This is a genomic window from Anabaena sp. PCC 7108, assembly GCF_000332135.1.
Lineage (GTDB): Bacteria > Cyanobacteriota > Cyanobacteriia > Cyanobacteriales > Nostocaceae > Anabaena.
Genome location: NZ_KB235896.1, coordinates 3390241 through 3409138, shown reverse-complemented (window position 1 = coordinate 3409138; position 18898 = coordinate 3390241). Strand labels below are relative to the sequence as shown.

General features: G+C 38.8%; 15 protein-coding genes. 5 read left to right on the top strand and 10 right to left on the bottom strand.

Annotated elements, in window-relative coordinates:
• The first annotated feature begins 212 nt into the window (after positions 1–212).
• Complete coding sequence (gene cobO / locus ANA7108_RS0116115; protein ID WP_016951835.1) at positions 213–890, top strand: cob(I)yrinic acid a,c-diamide adenosyltransferase; 678 nt, start codon at positions 213–215, stop codon at positions 888–890.
• 91 nt (positions 891–981) lie between these two features.
• On the opposite strand, the gene ANA7108_RS0116110 is transcribed toward cobO, so the two are convergent.
• From ANA7108_RS0116110 to ANA7108_RS0116090, 4 genes are all read right to left on the bottom strand, one after another.
• On the bottom strand, positions 982–1689 hold the full coding sequence (locus tag ANA7108_RS0116110) for a hypothetical protein (RefSeq protein WP_016951834.1): 708 nt from the start codon (positions 1687–1689) through the stop codon (positions 982–984).
• Between the two features lie 733 nt (positions 1690–2422).
• Positions 2423–3406, bottom strand: a complete 984-nt coding sequence (locus ANA7108_RS0116105) for an RNA polymerase sigma factor, RpoD/SigA family (protein WP_016951833.1) — start codon at positions 3404–3406, stop codon at positions 2423–2425.
• A gap of 536 nt (positions 3407–3942) precedes the next feature.
• Complete coding sequence (locus tag ANA7108_RS0116095) at positions 3943–5673, bottom strand: ATP-binding protein (protein WP_026104231.1); 1731 nt, start codon at positions 5671–5673, stop codon at positions 3943–3945.
• Between the two features lie 156 nt (positions 5674–5829).
• Positions 5830–6624 (bottom strand): glutathione S-transferase family protein, encoded by a 795-nt coding sequence (locus ANA7108_RS0116090; protein ID WP_016951830.1) that lies wholly within the window; start codon positions 6622–6624, stop codon positions 5830–5832.
• A 568-nt stretch (positions 6625–7192) separates the two neighbouring features.
• Between ANA7108_RS0116090 and ANA7108_RS0116080 the strand changes: the two genes are divergently transcribed.
• The gene (locus tag ANA7108_RS0116080) at positions 7193–8020 is read left to right on the top strand and encodes a fasciclin domain-containing protein (RefSeq protein WP_016951828.1); all 828 of its coding nucleotides are present in this window, start codon (positions 7193–7195) and stop codon (positions 8018–8020) included.
• 124 nt (positions 8021–8144) lie between these two features.
• Here the strand turns inward: ANA7108_RS0116080 and ANA7108_RS0116075 are convergent, their stop codons facing one another.
• Complete coding sequence (locus ANA7108_RS0116075; protein ID WP_016951827.1) at positions 8145–8696, bottom strand: ferritin-like domain-containing protein; 552 nt, start codon at positions 8694–8696, stop codon at positions 8145–8147.
• Between the two features lie 201 nt (positions 8697–8897).
• Here ANA7108_RS0116075 and ANA7108_RS0116070 point away from each other — a divergent pair, with 201 nt between their 5' ends.
• A complete protein-coding gene (locus ANA7108_RS0116070) occupies positions 8898–9578 on the top strand; it encodes a HEAT repeat domain-containing protein (RefSeq protein WP_016951826.1) in 681 nt (226 codons plus the stop codon).
• 58 nt (positions 9579–9636) lie between these two features.
• Positions 9637–10212 carry a phycobiliprotein lyase gene (locus tag ANA7108_RS0116065; protein ID WP_016951825.1) on the top strand — a complete coding sequence of 192 codons (576 nt, stop codon included), beginning with the start codon at positions 9637–9639 and terminating at the stop codon, positions 10210–10212.
• 182 nt (positions 10213–10394) lie between these two features.
• Here ANA7108_RS0116065 and ANA7108_RS0116060 read toward each other — a convergent pair whose 3' ends face one another.
• From ANA7108_RS0116060 to ANA7108_RS0116040, 5 genes are all read right to left on the bottom strand, one after another.
• Positions 10395–11099: a hypothetical protein gene (locus tag ANA7108_RS0116060; protein ID WP_016951824.1), complete on the bottom strand. Its 705-nt coding sequence runs from the start codon at positions 11097–11099 to the stop codon at positions 10395–10397.
• Between the two features lie 24 nt (positions 11100–11123).
• Positions 11124–11720: a DUF4112 domain-containing protein gene (locus ANA7108_RS28225; protein WP_052311096.1), complete on the bottom strand. Its 597-nt coding sequence runs from the start codon at positions 11718–11720 to the stop codon at positions 11124–11126.
• A gap of 2 nt (positions 11721–11722) precedes the next feature.
• The gene (locus tag ANA7108_RS0116050; RefSeq protein ID WP_144052391.1) at positions 11723–12823 is read right to left on the bottom strand and encodes a hypothetical protein; all 1101 of its coding nucleotides are present in this window, start codon (positions 12821–12823) and stop codon (positions 11723–11725) included.
• 81 nt (positions 12824–12904) lie between these two features.
• A complete protein-coding gene (locus ANA7108_RS0116045; RefSeq protein WP_016951821.1) occupies positions 12905–15715 on the bottom strand; it encodes an ATP-binding protein in 2811 nt (936 codons plus the stop codon).
• A 749-nt stretch (positions 15716–16464) separates the two neighbouring features.
• The gene (locus ANA7108_RS0116040) at positions 16465–17943 is read right to left on the bottom strand and encodes a site-2 protease family protein (RefSeq protein WP_016951820.1); all 1479 of its coding nucleotides are present in this window, start codon (positions 17941–17943) and stop codon (positions 16465–16467) included.
• Positions 17944–18105: 162 nt separating this feature from the next.
• Between ANA7108_RS0116040 and ANA7108_RS0116035 the strand changes: the two genes are divergently transcribed.
• Positions 18106–18807 carry a hypothetical protein gene (locus ANA7108_RS0116035; protein WP_026104229.1) on the top strand — a complete coding sequence of 234 codons (702 nt, stop codon included), beginning with the start codon at positions 18106–18108 and terminating at the stop codon, positions 18805–18807.
• Positions 18808–18898: the final 91 nt, after the last annotated feature.

The window sequence follows — 18898 nt, the reverse complement described above, 5'->3', positions numbered from 1 at the left end:
AGCGGTCACACTTTCAATACTACCATAGCGATTACTAGGTCGCGCTATCTCTGCGAGACGCTACTGCGAACGCTATCGCAGTTAACAAAAATCATATGAGCTTTAGTGTAACATTACTAGAGACAAAGAAATGACAATTTCAATGAATTTGTCGAAGCAAAAAAATTATACTTCATGCTCTTAGTTGTAACAGTTATTTATCAATAGAGTTTATGAAAAACGACACACCCCAAGAATTAAATTCTGATCCAGAGATTTCGCGGTTGATTGATGAGGTCATGTCATCATCCCTGAGTGATGAACAGTACCGCAAAAAGATGCAGCGACGTAAGGAAGTACAAGATCAACGCATAGCTAAAGCCATACCAGAAAAAGGCTTAATTATTGTTAATACTGGTCATGGGAAGGGTAAAACCACTGCGGCTTTGGGAATGGTGATGCGATCGCTTGGTCATGGCTACAAAGTAGCAATAGTGCAATTCATCAAAGGAGCCTGGGAACCTTCTGAAAAGCGAGCTTTCAGTCATTGGTCAGATCAATTAGAATTCCATGCAATGGGTGAAGGTTTCACTTGGGAAACTCAAGATCGTGATCGTGATCTCGATAAAGCCAGCATGGCTTGGGAAAAATCTCTAGAATTCATCCGTAACCCAGACTTTAAATTAGTACTACTGGATGAAATTAATATTGCTCTCAAATTAGGCTATTTACAAATTGAAGAAGTTTTAGCAGGTTTAGAGCAAAAACCACCAGATAAACACGTAATCCTTACAGGTAGAGGCGCACCACCAGAATTAATGGAAAAAGCAGATTTAGTGACTGAAATGACGCTTGTTAAGCATCCTTTCCGCGATCAAGGTGTTAAAGCTCAAGCCGGAATTGAATATTAATCACGGTCATCAATTTTGAATTTTCGATTTGAGATTAATCCCAGTGCCAAAGTGAGGGGAGAAACTGCGAACTAGTTGCAGTATATGAACATTACTGCTGATTACACATCTGTAAAATCTTTCTGTCATTAGCGCTGATATTTTTGAGCGGATGATAGTCTTGCAGTGTAACTGAGTAAGCATAAGTAATGGAATCATCATCCGTGATGTGAGGTATTCTGCTGGTTGTAGACACCTGAATTGTACCAACTTCACCAGGAGAACTTCTTACCGTCATTGCCAATTCTCCTGAGTTAGCAATTGTACCCTGAAAACAACTAAACTCAGAACTAGGCATATACAATGCACCTATCACCTTACCTTGCTGTTTCTGAAAGACAATATAGCCTTGTCCTAGCTGGTCTGGTGCCGATGACTGACCATAGAGATAAGTTCCATCTTTTTGGGGTAAATTTACTGCTGATGTTCCTCGTTGTTGTTTGATTGTTGTGGGTATGATCTGACTATTCCTTGTCAAAGCTTCAGATGGTAAATTGTTGCCATCAAGAGGATTTAACTGAAATTGACTGCTTTGATCTCTGATGTTTCTTAGTCTTGACACCAGAGAATTTTGATCATTATTATTCTGAATTTGATTTGTGTAACCTGGTAAATCGGCTGCTATGGCTGTAGGTTGCAGGTTGATTTTTGTCCGTTGACCAATTACACCTAAACCTAAAACCCCAACAGTAACAAGTAAACCAAAGACCTGAAATTTGAAATTACCTTGAGGAATGAACTTAGAAATATTGTTAAGCACCCAATTACTCCTATCTTGTAATGAAATTAACTTTTTGTCTGTAACTTAACTTAAATGATAACGAAATACTGATAAGCCGAGATTCCATCAAAAGTTTTATATATATAATCTGGCAGAAAAATCCATAAAACAATCAAGTTTTTCTAGATTGTGTTTGATCATCTCAAAATATCATTGATTCAACAATTCAGGTTTCGCTAAAGGGATTCATACTTTTGGGAGATGACCAATTGATTTGATTTTTGAGATATTCTGAGTTTGGCATTTTTATTGTGCATTCTTCAATGGGGAAAAACAGGTGAAGTGTTGATTCAGATCACTTGATTTGCTCTCAAATTGTGATATGCACCCTTCATTTGACTTTAACCTTGTTGATCGTAGTCCCCTTATTAACTACAACAGCAACCCTAGAGATTTCGGATTAGATGAAGGGAAATTATGGCGTAAGTAGAGTAACGTAAATAATTAAAGGTTTGTAGTCAGGTCTTTAGACCTGAAATTCGGGCTAAAGCTCTAACTACGAGCTAATTTCCGAATTTGTTACCTTACTTAACATAGTTCTATTTATTTTCGCCTACCTACTTAAGTCAAATATTCATTAGTGCAAATTCGCTCTTTTTAACTCTTTGCTTCTTTACGCCTTTGCGTGAGACCAAAAAAAATTGCCCCCTGAATTCAGGAGGCGCACCGCCACAAGCGATGTCTATGGATAAGTTGCGGTGCGTGTATGCTTTTAGCTCGCAACGTATTCTTTAACATTGGCTCGACGGCGACGTAAATGAGCAAGAGCTTGATGCTCTAATTGACGGACGCGCTCACGGCTGAGGTTCAACCGCTCACCGACTTTCGCCAAAGACATTTCATTACCATCTTCTAACCCAAAGCGCAGAGCCACAACTTCGCGCTGTTGGGGTGTAAGTTCTGCTAACAGGTTATTTAAGTCTTGGCGCAAAAATTCCTGTGTGGTGTAATACTCTGGAGATGGTCCGTCATCTTCCAGCATTTCTTGCAGTTCGGTATCCTGATTATCACCGACTCGCACATCTAAAGATACTGGTTGACGCGCCATATTCAGATACTCACGAATCTGAGCAGGTTCTAATTCCAGTTCTTTGGCGATTTCTGTAGGCGTTGGGGATCTTCCTAACTTTTGTGCCAATTCTCGCTGCACTTTTTTGATTTTGTTCAGTTTCTCGGTAATATGGATGGGTAGGCGAATGGTGCGACCTTGTTGTGCGATCGCTCTCGTAATCGCTTGACGAATCCACCAGTAAGCATAGGTTGAGAACTTATAACCCCGCATAGGATCAAATTTCTCCACCCCTCTTTCTAATCCCAAGGTTCCTTCCTGGATTAAATCCAGAAATTCCATGTTCCTTTTTTGATACTTTTTCGCAATAGCTACAACCAAGCGTAAATTGGCTTCAATCATTTTTTGCTTGGCTCGTTTACCAAGCGTCAAAGTCTGCTTGACATCAGTTTCAGATTGATTAACATGGGCAGCCAACTCTGATAAACTAGGTTCATAGTCTAGTTTCTTTGCTAAAGCTTCCTTCGCTTCTAGCAGTGTCATCATTTGTTGCACCTGCTTCCCATAAACAATCTCTTGCTCACGGGTTAGCAGAGGTACACGACCAATTTCCCGCAGATAGGTTCGCACCATATCAGCTGTGAATTTGGTGTTCAGGTTTTCAGTTTGGGTGTTAACAGTAGGCATTGGTGCGTTGTCCTCTACTCCCTAAACAGAATGAATCTTTTCTCAACTAGGGCGGATGGAAAAGAGTGGTATAAACATCAACAGATATAGGTGAGCTATCATAAGCAATTAATTTATATAGCCGTTTTCAAGACGGTGGTCCCCTGAGATGGGTTCCCCTCCCCTTTCTCAACTCTGGAATTTCTTAGAAGCACAATGGTTTGTTTTCAAGAGTTATTCTTTTCTTCAGATGCTGATAGCAGCTATAAAATACGAAGTCAGTATGAGTTTTACTTTTTTATGGTATGGCAGATCTGATGGCTAGTAAAGTAACCCAGATAAATCTTACAATTATAAAGCAAAATTGACTGACTGCTAAATTTTGTTTTGAAGTTCCTTAAAAACGCTGACTATATCTATAGTGACTGCAAAAACCCCTCTTCTGTTGCTTGCAAGTAGCCGGATAACCGAACTTATGAAGCTACCATTATGGAGGGATGTCACGAAATCGTGATGAGTCCTGAGTCCTGAGTAATTGGTGGATTTTTTGAAGGTGGTTAAAAACCTAAATCAGCTTTAGCTAGTTCTGCCGCTGCGAAAACTTCTGCATCTGATTTTTCTTCCCAGGCTTGGTCGCCCATTTCCGTGTAAAATACTGAGTCATAGGGACGGGTACGTACAACTACTGGCATGGGAACGGCGTGACCTAAAATTAATGCTTGTTGCTTGGAGTCTAACTTTGCTAATACTGAGCGTAAAGCCCCAGCACCAGATACACCTGTAAAAATTGCATCAATATCTTTTTCGTCGTTCAGCAATGCTGTGATGCGAGTCCCAATTTGGGACATAACTTCATTATCTATCCCCGAAGGACGTTGATCAACTACTAAAAGTGTTACGAAATATTTCCGCAGTTCGCGGGCTATGGTTCCAAAAATTGTACTTTGTACCACTCCTGGGTCAAGAAAGCGGTGAGCTTCCTCAATTGTAATCATTAATGGCGTTGGTCTATCTAAAGGATTCTTACTTTGCAGAAACCGATCTGCTCTTTTGACATAATGTTCGTGAATGCGTCTGGTGATCATATTTGTCACCAACATATAGGATAGCATATTTGACTGGGAACCAAATTCAATCACTACATTTTTCCCAGCTTCTAAAGATTGTAGGATTTTACTAATATAATTTTGGGGACAAACTGCCCGCATATATTTTAGACTATCTAAACGTAGTAGCTTACGTTGTAAAGATGTAATTGAGCCTGGGTGTCCTGGCTTGTCATCACAAAACATCTTAATATCCTCACTAGTCATATTGAATAACTGAGGAATCCAAGATTTACCTAACTCGTTGCATAAGATATTGGCATTATCTAAAGCTGCTTCTGAAAGTCCTAAATCTCTTCCACATAATTTAATATCTTCAACTTCAATTTGCTCATAGCTTAGATATAGTTCTTGAGCATCACGTACACCCCTACGTTTAGTTGATTCGGGGTCAAGAGTATAAACTTCGACTTTACCGGGAAATAATTGTTTTAAACCTTTGACGGTGTTAACTTCTTTACCTTCTGCAACTGCTTCCCAGCCATATTCTGAGTGCATATCAAAAATCAAGTTAACAGCGGCATTTTTGCGAATTATACCCGCTAAAAGTAAGCGTGTCAGGAAAGATTTCCCAGTCCCTGATTTACCAAAAACGCCATTACTTCGTTCTACAAACCGATTTAAATCAATACAAATCGGCACATCCATATCTAAGGGTTTTCCGATAGAAAAGTTGTTTCTGTGGGGATCATCTTCCCAACCAAATACCCGCCGAAAATCATCTTCATTCGCGTCGTAAACTTGGCTAAAGTGACTGGGAATGGTTTTTACAGGTAGCAGTTCCATTGTTGTGCTGGTTTGCGGTTGAAATGACGCTAAACCCTTGAAAGACGGAACAAATGAATTTACAGATTTACCATTAGGGGAGGAGAAAGATTCATGAGATTCTGGGGTAAACATCAACATTGGTGCGAGGTTGACCATTCCATAGGTTCCGCTTCCAGCTAACACCTCGCGCAAAAATGTATCTTCCCAACTGGGGGGACTAGCAACAATACGTGTATTCGCAGCACCTAAAGCTACATCTGTCAGCATACAGAAAAAGCGCGATCGCATCCCCTGTACCACCAAAAATTTACCCACCCGCATATCTTCTACAGAAATATCTGGGTGTAGTCTGACTTCCAAACCCCCAGTTAGTGAACCTTCGATAACCGAACCTAGTGGTTGTCCTGAATTCATTTTATTTGTCAGTGGAAATAGGGAATAGGGAATAGGAAATAGGTGATTGGTAATTGGTAAACTTCTTACTGTCACCTGTCACCCTTCGGGTTCACCAGTCGCTAATGGGGGAAACCCCCAAGACCGCGCTGGTTCACCTGTCACCTGTCACCTAAATTAATCAATCTGAATTGAAGTTGGCGCACTTGGCGCACTTGGAGATATGGTTGATAGAGGTTTTCTGAATTGGGCGTAGAGGCGATCGCGCCAAGTGAAGAATGGTTCATAATCAGGATTATCAGCTAAACCGGGGACTCCTTTACCTCTGAGAGATGGAGGTAAATCCAAATAAGAACCTTCTGGAAACTTCAACAATATCGACAATCCCGCAACTGCTAAATCAGCTATGGTTGGTTCATCTCCTAATAAATAAGGACTATCTGCCAATAATTCTGTGAGAATGTCTAAATCTTGTTTTAGACTAGCGATCGCAGCACTAATCACATCTGGGGTAAAACCCACCCCAAAACCCAGAACCGAGACCAAATCTCTAGGTACACCCTCCACCATATTTTTGAAAATATCTGGTGTAGAAACAGGTAATAAAGACTTACGGAAATCTTGATCTTGACTAATAGCAGCAAAGAATGCTTTTCTAGCCTTAGTTCCTATTGATTCATCCGCCCAATCTTCTATCAATAAAGCAGTAGCCCGTTTTTTCGGGTCTTTTGGTATCATTGGGCAATCTGGATATTCTAACTCTAAATACTTAGCTATTTCCGTAGAATCTACAATATATTTATAACCATCCTTTAATACTGGAACTTGTCTCTGACCTGTCAAACGAAATAATTCTACTTGTCCAATTCCTGGTGCCACCTCAATTTTACGATACTCTAACCCTTTATAGTCAAGGATTAAACGCACCTTTTCAGAATATTGAGATAATTCCCATTGGTATAATTCCAGCATATTGTATACCTTGTCACTCAATTTATTTATTGACTTTACAATTCTATCTTTAGTTTCAGTAATTTTTCCCGCTATTAAGTTATTATATCGTTTATTTAATAGAAAATAAAGTAGAAAATTTTCCTAATTTTTGTTCCTATTAATAATTGACCAAAATATATTTATCAGATATTTTCCAGGAAATTTACAAATAAAATCCCGAAAAAATAATTTAGTTTGATGTGGATTAACCCAGAAAAATAAGGCAGAAGCTAGTCTGACTGGAGGACAGAGAGAATCAAAATTGTTTTTAAACTGGTTTCGCTGCATAGTTATTTTCACTATGCTATTTTAGTACGCAGAGGCGGAAATCAACAAATTATTCCCAATTTCTGAAAAGTCTTCCTGACTAGCGTTTTAAATTTTTAATTCCGCATACATATTTCCTAGAGAAGCGATACTAGTTTATTATCACTATATGCTCTGAATCTGGGGCAAAAATTAGACTTGAGGTTCTAGTTAGATTTTGGTTTAACAAAATGTTATAAGTTTTTATGTAGCTTGTTAACAATGAAGACAAAAACAATTTATGAATGCAAATTACAGCAAATTATTGACCAACATCGCTGGTATAGTTGGCATCACCAGCATTAATCTCCTGATCACTTTACCATCTCCAGCCCAAGAAGTTCTCAATCCTCAACCGAATATTTTCAACGAAGCTCCCTATAATCAGAGTCAAAGAAGTCAAGACAATTATCAACCCCTATCCACAGAAAAGGGCAATACTAAGCGCAAAATGCCGGTCAAGGGGACAAGTGGAAGTGGAGTACTCAATCCTAAACCAAGTATTTTCAATGAACCTCCCTATAGAGGTCGTAAGGAACCTGGAGAAACTCAACCCATGAAGCCAGAAACAGAAGTTCCCAGCAATCCTGAAACTGTAATACCAGAAACTACCACACCCCAGCCAAACCAATCACCTGCTAGTACAATAAAAACCAAAAACATTGTAGAAGTGGCAGAATCAAATGGATCTTTTAAAACGCTCATCAAGGCTTTAAACGCTGCTGGACTGACAGAAATATTGAAAGGAAATGGTCTTTTCACAATTTTTGCGCCTACTGATGCAGCTTTTGCAAAATTACCACAAGACGCTGTAAGGGATTTGTTAAAGCCAGAAAACAAAGAAGTATTAGTGAAAGTTTTAACTTATCATGTAGTGCCAGGTAAAGTCCTTTCTGGCGATTTGAAAACTGGTCAAGTCACAAGCTTACAAGGTGATCCAATTAGTGTGAAAGTTGATCCTGAGAAAGGTGTATTTGTCAATGATGCTCAGGTAACTAAGGCAGATATTCAAGGAAGCAACGGTGTTATTCATGTAATTGATAACTTGATTTTGCCACCTAGTCTGTAGAATTAAACCCTTGCAGATAAATTTTGCCAGGAGTTTGTAAAAGTTTTTTTTCTCAAACGAAGATAGAGACGTTTCCTCAAACGTCTCTACAATGTGAATTATTTGAATATAAGTCTGCTATCAATTAGCGAGATTTAGCAGTTGTCTTGGCGTTACCAGACTGTGCTGCTTGAAGTAACTGCGGTATCAACTGGTCAATTTTTTGTGCAGTCTGCTCTTCTTGGTGCAAGTTTTGCTGTAGCAACTGCATAATTTCTTGTTGTCCCATGCGTTCAGCAACTGTAATCAAGCCACGATAGCAAGCAATCTCAAAATGCTCAACTTTAGACTGAACTCCTGCTAGACCCAAATCCAGAATTGTGGGATTATTAGCAGCTAGTAGCATAAATTTTTGACCATCACTAATCACACCAGCCGCAGCTTCACAAGTCACCCGTTGTGGTTGCTGCTTCAAAGTGCTGAAAACCTGCTCTAGGTTTCTGATTTGCTGCTCAGTTTCACGAATATGGGTCTCAATTAGAGACTTACACTGGTTGTTTTGACAACATTGCCACATCATCTGCTGTGCTTCTAAGAAGCGATTTTCAGCATCGTACATCGCACCTACTTCGTAGATAAACTTATCTTGCAGGCTTGTGATTTGTTTGACACCTGGACGTTCACTAAGTTGAACCATTGTGATTCTCCTGAAGGTTTGACGCTGTACTCTACAGTCGTACCTTTAACCCTATGTTTAGCCTTGATTCTTCTCTTCACACCTGAGATACAGTTAAGGGTAGAATCTGACTGCTAACTGGAATACATTAGACTTACACCTGGGGCATAGGTAGTTAATTAAGTTAAAGTAAAGATAAATTAAGAAAGTGCAGTAAATTAAATGAATGTTCCCAGCCTAGAGATAATTTCTACTCAGTTAGAAAGTCCCAATTTGCGCGATCGCATGGTAGCCCTGGCCAGCTTGCGCCATATCTCCCCAGAAGATGCTGTACCTTTAATTAAAAAGGTTTTAGATGATGAATCTCTGCAACTGCGTTCAATGGCAGTATTTGCTTTAGGTATCAAGCAAACCCCAGAATGTTATCCCATATTAATCAGAATTTTGGAAACTGACCCTGATTATGGTATCCGTGCTGATGCTGCTGGGGCTTTAGGATATTTGGGTGATAACAGAGCATTAGAGGCTCTATCACGGGCTTTTTATGAAGATACCGACTGGCTAGTTAGATTTAGTGCGGCTGTATCTCTCGGTAATATTAAAGACCCCCGCGCCCGTGAAATTTTGATTAAAGCACTTGATAGCGAAGAAGTAGTTATTCAACAAGCTGCTATTTCCGCTTTGGGAGAAATTAAATCTATTGAATCTGTAGATCATATCCTGCGCTTTGCCCAAGCTGAGGATTGGTTAGTGCGGCAGCGTCTTGCAGAAGCTTTGGCTAATTTGCCCACTCCTAAAAGTATCTCAGCTTTGAAATACCTAGAAAAAGACAGTCATCCCCATGTTGCCGAAGCTGCTAGAATTTCTCTGCAAAGACTTGAAGAAATTGGCAACCAAGTTTAAGTTAAAGGACTCCTGCTAGATTTTAATAATAAAAGTAGGATTTAGAAAATTTTGATTCATGAATATTGAAGAGTTTTTTGAGTTAAGTGCTGGTAAATGGTTTTCTCATCGCACAAGTCACCATTTGGCTTTTAAGCAATCGGAAGACGGTAAATCAGATATCGCTATTGAGATGCTGGCCGCAGATCATCCAGAGGTGATTAAACTGTGTCAACAGTATGAAATTGAACCTAGTGCAGCTTCCTGTGGTGCGCGAGTTACCTGGAACGGGACAATGGAATGGGACGAAGAAAAACACGAAGGTTCTACCGTTTTAGCCACAGTTCCTAATGCAGATAATCCAGATGAAGGTAAGTTACTGCGGGAAATGGGTTATGCAGAAAAAGCACCCGTCGCTGGTAGCTATAAAATGGGCAATGATGGCGCTCTTACTCTAATTACTGAGTATGAAACCATGTGGTCTGAAGAACGCTTGTGGTTTGCTAGTCCCAATTTGCGGATGCGAGTAAGTGTCCTGAAGCGATTTGGTGGTTTTAGTATGGCTTCCTTCACTTCAGAAATTCGCATGGGTAGCACTGCTGTATCTACAAAGGCGACTGAAGCGGCTAATGCAGTTCAAGCTACCGCAGGATAAAACCTAATACTACGATAGCCAAGCCCGCACGTACGGGCTGGCTTTTTATTGAAACCCTATTTATTTAACGGGTGATAATGTGGCTAAACAGGTTGTTTCAATTGCATTGATAGAGAATTTAAGAGCTTTCTCAACCAGGTTTGGTTACTTTTATCTCGGCTCAATACCAAGAGCCATTAAAATCATCTTTTCGGTTTTGGTAATTCTTGAAATTGTTTCCGTAAGTCTTGAAGATTCTGTTCTGCTTCAGTGGCTTTATCGAATTTAGCTTGTGCATTTTTTTCGGCTGTGTCTCTTCTATTTTTGAGCCAATTGGTATTTAATTCTAAATCAGGCTTTTGCTCTGCTTCTAAAGCCTCTTGATTAGCCTGTTCATATTCTTTCTGAGCATTTTGAGCTTCTACTTGAGCATTAGTAGACTCATGTTGAGCTATATTCATATTTGACTCTATATCTTGGCGCTGATTCTCTAATTCTGTATCATCCGGTGTAGAATCCTCTGGAGAAATATCTTGATTTGGTTGTACATTGGGATTATCTAGATTATCATCCAAAGATTGATTATTTTCTGGCGCTAACTGTTCTTTGACTAGATCAAGGGATCTCCTACCTGTATCTGATGTACCTTCTGTACCTTCAGAGGATTCTTTATTCTCTCTTTGCGATCGCCATTCAGGAAGTTTTTCAACGATATCAGTGATGAAATTGTTTTCTGAACTATTATCAATTGTCTGAGCAGATTTATTATCTGTTAATTCTTGATTATTTTCTGGCGCTAACAGTTTATAAACACTATTAAGAGAGTCTCTAGGTGTAGAACTTTTCTCTTGTTTAGCTTGCTCCAGTTTTTGCTGTTCAAGTTTTTGTTGATTAGTTTCAAGACTCATTTTCTACCTCACATTAATTGTGTATTAATGATTATTTTGACTGAGATATTCCTGATAGGCTTCATTCTGCTCTTCCGAAGTAAAATGAACCATAACTGGGTTTTCTTTCAACCATTGCTCAAAAGGTAGTTTCTTTGTAGGTGAACTTTTTACAATAACCTGTGGCTCAGAATCCGCAGATAATATTTGCGGTTGAACGGTATCTATCTGAGATTGTTTGCGATTGGGGTTGTAGAAAGGTAAGTTAAAATGGGTATGAATAATATTGATATTCTTAATGTTAGCTTTCCAGAAAAAATCGAATAAATCACCAACAATAGGTACTAAACCAACTCCGGTATCTAAAGCAATATTACTAAACATCGGGATGATTTTGTCATTAGGAAGTCCCATCATTTTAGCCCTCCAAATAATATATAAGGAAGGTAAAATTGTGATAATGTCGCCAAATCCCGGTAACACAAGCCCAGCAACAGCTTCTGCTCCCAAAGATTTCCGAATCACAGGAATCTCAAAAGCACTATCCATCATTTTTGCAAGTTGATGTAGTTCTTTAAGAATCTCTTGGTTTGCAGAACTTAAAGCCGTTTTTTGTACGGAAGTGTTTGTTTCATTCTCCATAATCATTGATTCTCCCGCAGATAATTTTGATATTGCTCCTGTTGTTCTTCTTCAGTAAAAAACTCTAAACCAGAATTTTGTTTAATGTACTCTTCAAAGGACAAAATGTTTATACTATTATCTGATACTCCTTTCTCGGATAAATATTTTTGATAAGCTTTTCTTTGCTGAGATTCAGTGAATTTTTGAATAACTGGGTTACTCTCAACCCACTCTGCAAAACTCATGACAACACTATCTGATACTCCTTTCTCATATAAATATTTCTGATAAGCTTTTCTTTGCTGGGATTCAGTGAATTTTTGAATAACTGGATTATTCTGAACCCACTCCGTAAAACTTGAGATTTCTTGAGAAGCAATTTTGGGAGGAGATTGAGCAAATTCTAAACTAGGATTACGATATCCTTCATTAGATTTAGCTAAATCTGCTTGATAATCATCATAATCATAATAGTATTTGTAAATCTTAAATTTATAATAGTCTTGAGAAATAGTAATACCTGGACCAGAATATTCAATTTCACCTTTTGTCGTTTTTTTCCAAGGACCATAAAGATACATATCCTCGGTTTGAATTTTTTGTCTAATATTTTCCATTGCTTGGCTTTGCTCTGTTGGATTCAGCTTTTCCCATTCTAAACTGAGGGTTTTAGCCATGCGAACTGCTTCTTTTAATTTGGTTTGGTTTGGCCATCCATAAACCAACCATCCCTCTTGCTCACGTAATGGGAGGTAATCTATACGAAAGTTTTGAAGGTGAAGTAGAACATTTTCCAAAATATAAACAAGCCCTTGGGGATATTCCGTTACTAATGCTTCCTTTATACTTAAGTAGTATCCTTTGTTGATTGCTTTTTTTAGATCATTATGAACTATATGATAACCAGTAAATGCAGCAAATATGTAAGTAAATAGATTCCATATTATAACAGGTATAGCCAGTAGAAAAAGAACACTCAAAGGTGAAAAGCACGCCACAAGAATTACTATTACCGTAGAAATGGTGAATGGTATTATGGGTATGGGGGGTATTATCGATTTTATCTTCGATGCGAATGACATTTCCTGAAGGGAGTCTTCCCAAATTAATTGTTTTCCCATTTATTTTTCACCTTTTCCTTTAAAATTTTGTTATTAATACATATCAGTATAAAACCTGGTTTCATTCGATGCAAGTAAATTTTATACTTGCTTTACAATTTTAGTAAAAATAATCATAAACTGTTTTTTATCATCATCATCTAAAAGGTCTTTTTCCAATCTAAACCACATTTCTTTTGTATAGCACCATGCCAAATCCAAGTTATTCATATTGTTAACATTTGTGCTTTCTAAAATTACTTTACCAAGTTTAGTAAACTCATCAACTTTACTTTGTGAATTAGCTTGATTAAATTTATCTAAAGCATTTTTAAACTCTGACTTACTTATTTCTGCTAATTCTAAAATCCGATCACGATAGTTACATTTAACTTGACATAAAGAACAGTTAAGATTTTTTGGCTCTTTATTAATAAATTGGCTCATGTAATCTCGTACTTGCAAATCAGAAACGTGAGGACTAGGATCGTCATCAAAACCCCGCCAGCGATTTTCAATGGCTGATTTACCTTCATAGGTGGGGGGTAATTTATCCTTGTAAACAGGAATATCTATGAATGTGGCTTTTTGCAATCCAGTATAAAAAACTGCTGCTCTACCTGTTTCACATTTACCTAAAAAGTCTCTTTGTTCTTCGCTCATAATCATGGCATTAGCAATCGCCTCCCGATCATGAGCATCCCTTAATTGATGAGCAATTTGTACATTAGTATTTCGCATTGCATCCCGTGCCAATTTTTCGGGAGATTGATCAGCAATAATTAAACCTTCACCATAGGCTCTCACCTCTGCCAACATATTGCAAAATGCTTGCACTGACTTGGCTTTAACATCCGAACCTCCTCCCTCTTGATTACCAGTCGAAGCCACATTTTCTAAAACATTATGAGCCTCTTCTACTAGAGTAATGTGAGCTAATTCTTTGCTAGTGTGCAGTTCTCGATATTCTCTTAATAAGGTTAAAAAGAACATCATTACTAAGGATTTATCTTGTTCATTCAGGTCATTAAGTTCCAAAATCACAGGATGACTAAATAAAATTTCTGCACTAGGATGGGAGCGAGAACTACTGAACATTAAGCCCTTACTTCCCATTAATAAAGGCTTGATTCTGCCCTTAATTGCTGCTTCTAAATTACTTTTTACTTCTCCTTGATAACCCCTTTCTTTTAATACTTGTTCCACTGTCACATAAAAATCTTCCATAGTCGGAAACTGACGGGGATCGGCAGATCTACCATAATCAGTTAATCTCCAACCATATTGACGATAAATTACCTCTAGACCTTCAGAAATAATTGATGATAAGGGTCCGACAGGGGGCAATGCACCCTCAAAACAAGTTTGTAAATTGGCTAAATGAGATTCTACTCTTACTCCTTCAATTAGTTCAAAAGGATTAAATCTTAAAGGTGCAATATTTTCATTACCCAAAGTGTAAATAAGTAATTGATTCTGAAATACATCTACATTTCGCAATCCCCGATATTCTTTTTTAGCTGACTCAATCACTAAAAAAGGAATCTTTAATTTACGCCAAAACTGATCTAATAAATATAGGCTAGTATTACTTTTTCCACTTCCTGTAAATCCTGTAATTAAGGCGTGTTTGGTAAAAGCATTTTTGGAAAGATAAGCTCTACCACCTACATGAAATCTCCCCAAATCAATGGCATCTGAGGGAATTTCTTCATTACGAGAACCAGGATGAAAATCTGGAGGACGTTGCTTAACAGGAATACCCGGTACTCCTCCTTCAATGGAAATAGGAAACCGAAAAACTGAACCGGCTCCTCTTGCATCCATTAAATACCTCAATCGTCTGAGAGCATCATGGGGTGCTTTTTTGCTATGAAGTTTTAAAATTAATGGATCAAAAATTAGATATTGGCGAACTTTTTGAAGATGGCTGGAATTTTCATAAAGAGATATTTCAGACCCTGAAGGAATTGGTTCACTTTCCCCTAAAGGTGGTTCTGTTTGACGCTCTTCTCTGATACTAGCCGCAAAAGCTGCCGCTACTTGTTCTCCTGCTGCCTGATCATCGGAAAAACAAAATAGTGTAGTGAGGAAAGGATAAGTGGTTAATCGTCGTAAATTAGCGGCATAAAGTCTTGATTCCCAGCGTAATTGAGGATCGGTTTTGCTTTGAGAAGGGTTAACCTGTGCATTACCAAAATTCGTTCCTTTGGTTTGCATTTGGGCTAAACTTTCTGATTGACGGGCAACGTCCGACATCAATTTTGCTTCTTCTGCTTTCAGAACAGTTGGAGTTAATAAGATTAAAACACTAACTGCCGATTTTTGGCAAGCGATCGCATTAAAAGGAGTTAAAAAAGTGCCTCCAGCCCCCCACCAAAAGCGAACACCATAAAAAGCTAGAGGATTTAAGGGGATTTTTTGTTCAGGGTGGTGATAAATAAATTCTTTAGGCAGAGAAAATTCACTATCAAGAGAATTAGATTTTTCCCCAACAATAGGAGTATCTTCTCTGATGAAAGTTTTCACTTCTTGCTGTGAAACTTCTAAAGAAAAGCGATAATTATAATTTTCAGATAAGTCTTGTAATTCATGTTTAGCTAGTAACTGAGGTTCAAAACCAAAGGATGATAACATCCTCTCTAAATCATTCAAGAGAATATTGGCATGAATAGCACCTTCAGGAATATCAGCAGTTCTTAATCTTCCTAAAAAATAAGTATCAATATTTTTATGCGTCTGATTTAGGTCAAATCTGAGAGCATAGGTTACATCTTCTGTACTACGCCATAAACCTGATACAAATTGATTCCAACGACCAAAATATTCTTGAATACGATCTGGTCGTTCTTTACCTAAAAGAGTGTGATCTAGAAGAAAGTCGGGAATAAATGCAATTTTTAATCCAAACATAAAACCATTAACCTTATCTGAGGATAGGTTTATGTAGAGTATGTTTGGAAAATCTGAGCTTTCATTCATAATTCACCGGTAAAGGCAGAGGGCAGGAGGCAGGAGGCAGAAGGAATGTCTCCTCTGCCCACGACTGAAAGGAGTAAGGGTATGAAGCCCCTCCCAAATCGAAAATTTGGGAGCTTCCGATTGGGAGGGGTCACAATCCCTTTCCAATTGGTTCCTTCTGCCCTCTGCCCTCTGCCTCCTGCCTTCTTGAACGATTCCTGCAATGCTTTCAGTAAGCCTATTTAAGTTTGTATTTTAACAAACAAGCAGCTTAATTTTCTCTGTACAGGACAGAAAATAGACAAAAAGCTTGGAAAGGTTACAGAGAAAGGGTTTCAGAAAAAGTTACTACACAATAGAAGAAACCTCTATGAACGAGATTAACCGATTGCTATACACACTAAGAGGATGTTTGAAAAGTTTTCGGCGAATATAATATTGCTCCGCAACGCCAAGGGCGAACGCTACTACACGAGTGAATTCCACCTATTCCTTCGGAACTAATGAAAAATCCAGGCTTCTGAACCAACGTTCGCCTCTGGCGTTCCCGAAGGGTAGGTGGGTTTTGTCTGTGTAGCCGCGATTTATAATCGCCCAGAGAGTATGAATTTAGACTTTTCAAACACCCTCTAAAACCACATTTAGGATGGCATAGAGCGGGTCTAAGTTTTTTAGAATTATTTCTGACTCAAACCCAGCTTCTAAATTTGCAAAACACGAGCCAAAAATTGTGGTAGTGGCAGCACAATCAACAATAATAATGCTATTGCCACTAATCCTAAAACATCACGTCCATTATCAAGTTCTGTGACATCATTCAACGCGGGTTCATCAATCAACGGCACAAATAATAAAATAATTGCCCACAATAAAAATTCTTCTCGGATAAACGAAAGTATTAATAACAATAAACGAGCAATTTGACCAATAGCAACTGCTGTGCGTTGTCCAAACATAGCATGGACAATATGTCCACCATCCAGTTGTCCCACGGGCATCAAGTTTAATGCTGTCACAATTAGTCCTAAAAACCCAGCAACTGCGACTGGATGCAAATCAATAGCTGATTTTACTGTTAGCTCATTTCCTAATGCTAACTTTGCCAGCAATGCTAACAAAATTGAATATTTGGGATTAAGAGAATCAGGATTCAAAAGTCCATATTTTTCATTAATAGGAACTATTTCCGAATTAGCTAACCCCCAAAAAAGTAGGGGCAAGGTAACAATAAAACCCGCAATTGGTCCAGCTATACTAACATCAAATAAAGCTTTGCGGTTGGGAATTGGACTACGCATCTGAATAAATGCCCCAAAAGTTCCCAGGAAAAATGGTACAGGAATAAAGTAAGGTAGTGTGGAGCGAATTTTGTAGAATTTAGCCGTGAAATAGTGACCAAGTTCGTGGATACCTAAAACAGTCATTAACCCTAATGCATAGGGTAAGCCTTTGAGAAATATAGTTGGGTCAGATTCTACTTGTGTTAATTGAACACCAGCAATTTTTGCACCCATCAAGGTAGTAGTTATTAAAGTAGCTGTTAATAGTAGGATGGCTATAACTGGTTGAGTTAAATTGTCTCGCTTGTTGTTGCTACTTTGTTTAGCAGCTTGAGTATTGGGAACGAGTACAAAAAAGGGTTTACCATTTATACCTTCTTGAAATATCACCAAAAAGCGATCGCCAAATTCCCTTTCAATATTTGCTTTAATCTGCTGGTAAGCATTAATTGGTGTAGTTCGCAACTGACCTCGACAAATCACTGCTTGAGGTCGGTACTCAATGTTTTGAATGTAGTATACAGACCAAGAAAAGCAATTTCGCAGTTGAGTTTCTTCTGCTGGATCAATGGGACGCACTGGTGTCGGTTCTAAGGTAGAATTGTTTGCTGATTGTAATGCTGGAGCTGAAGCTTGAGTCTGTGTATCTCCTGGTACTCGCCGACCCCACTGAAACAAAAACCAGTATAACAAGAGGGATACAACTGACGGCCAGATAATTAGTGTGGCTGGAGGTGGTTGTTTAGCGCCATATAGCAGTGTCCAACCAGTCAACACAAAAGATGGTGTCATTAACACCAACCATAATAACCACACAGGCGTTCGGGTAATCTGAGCAACGCTGCGCTGAATTATTAGATAAGTAGCTAGTCCCAGTAACAGGAGAAACCAAAATGCCATGTTATCTTCACCAGTTTTGACAGAATTCCTTACCTGTAGTCTTTGTCAAACATCATGACTACAAGCAAGACTGCAACCCTAATTTTGCAACTACAGTTAACAGGGTTGGGTAAGTACACTGTAACGCGATTGTCCACCACTCCTCAGTTTCGGTTTTTGCTCATGTCTCCCTTATCTCAACAGCCAAGTCATAGGACTAAGCCACCAATTGCAGTACTTCCTGACGAAGTACCGATAGAAGAAAACTTACCGACAAATTCCACACTCAACACCATTTTCGCCTTTCCACCTAATCGAGATACCTTAGGAGGAACTTCTTACTTGATTTTAAGAAATGAAGGTAACATCTTGATAGACTGCCCCTTCTTAGAACAAACAACGCAGGATTTTTTGCGTTTACATGGGGGTATAAGTTGGATCTTTCTTACTCATCGCGGTGCTATAGGCAAAGCGGCAGAAATTCAGCAAATCTTTAACTGTAAAATTCTTATTCAAGAACAAGAAGCTTATTTATTACCTGGCTCAATTGTTACCACTTTTGGTCAAGAATTCACTCTTGATGCTACAGCACAAGCGATTTGGACACCAGGACATTCTCCTGGGTCATCATGTCTATACTATCGTGAATTTGGGGGTGTGCTATTTTCTGGACGGCATTTACTTCCTAACCAAAAAGGTGAACTGGTTCCACTCCCTATACCAAAGACTTTTCACTGGCCAAGACAACTTAAAAGTGTTCAAGCCCTGCGCGATCGCTTTACACCAGAAACTTTACAGTACATTTGCCCCGGCGCTAATACAGGTTTTCTCCGAGGCAAACGTTTTCTAGATAAAGCCTATCAACGATTGGTAATGAGTAATTGAAGGCAGGGGGCAGGGGGCAGGGGGTAGGGGGCAGTAGATCATTATTTCTCCGCGTCCCCGTGTCTCCGAGTCCCCGCGTCCCCGCGTCCCC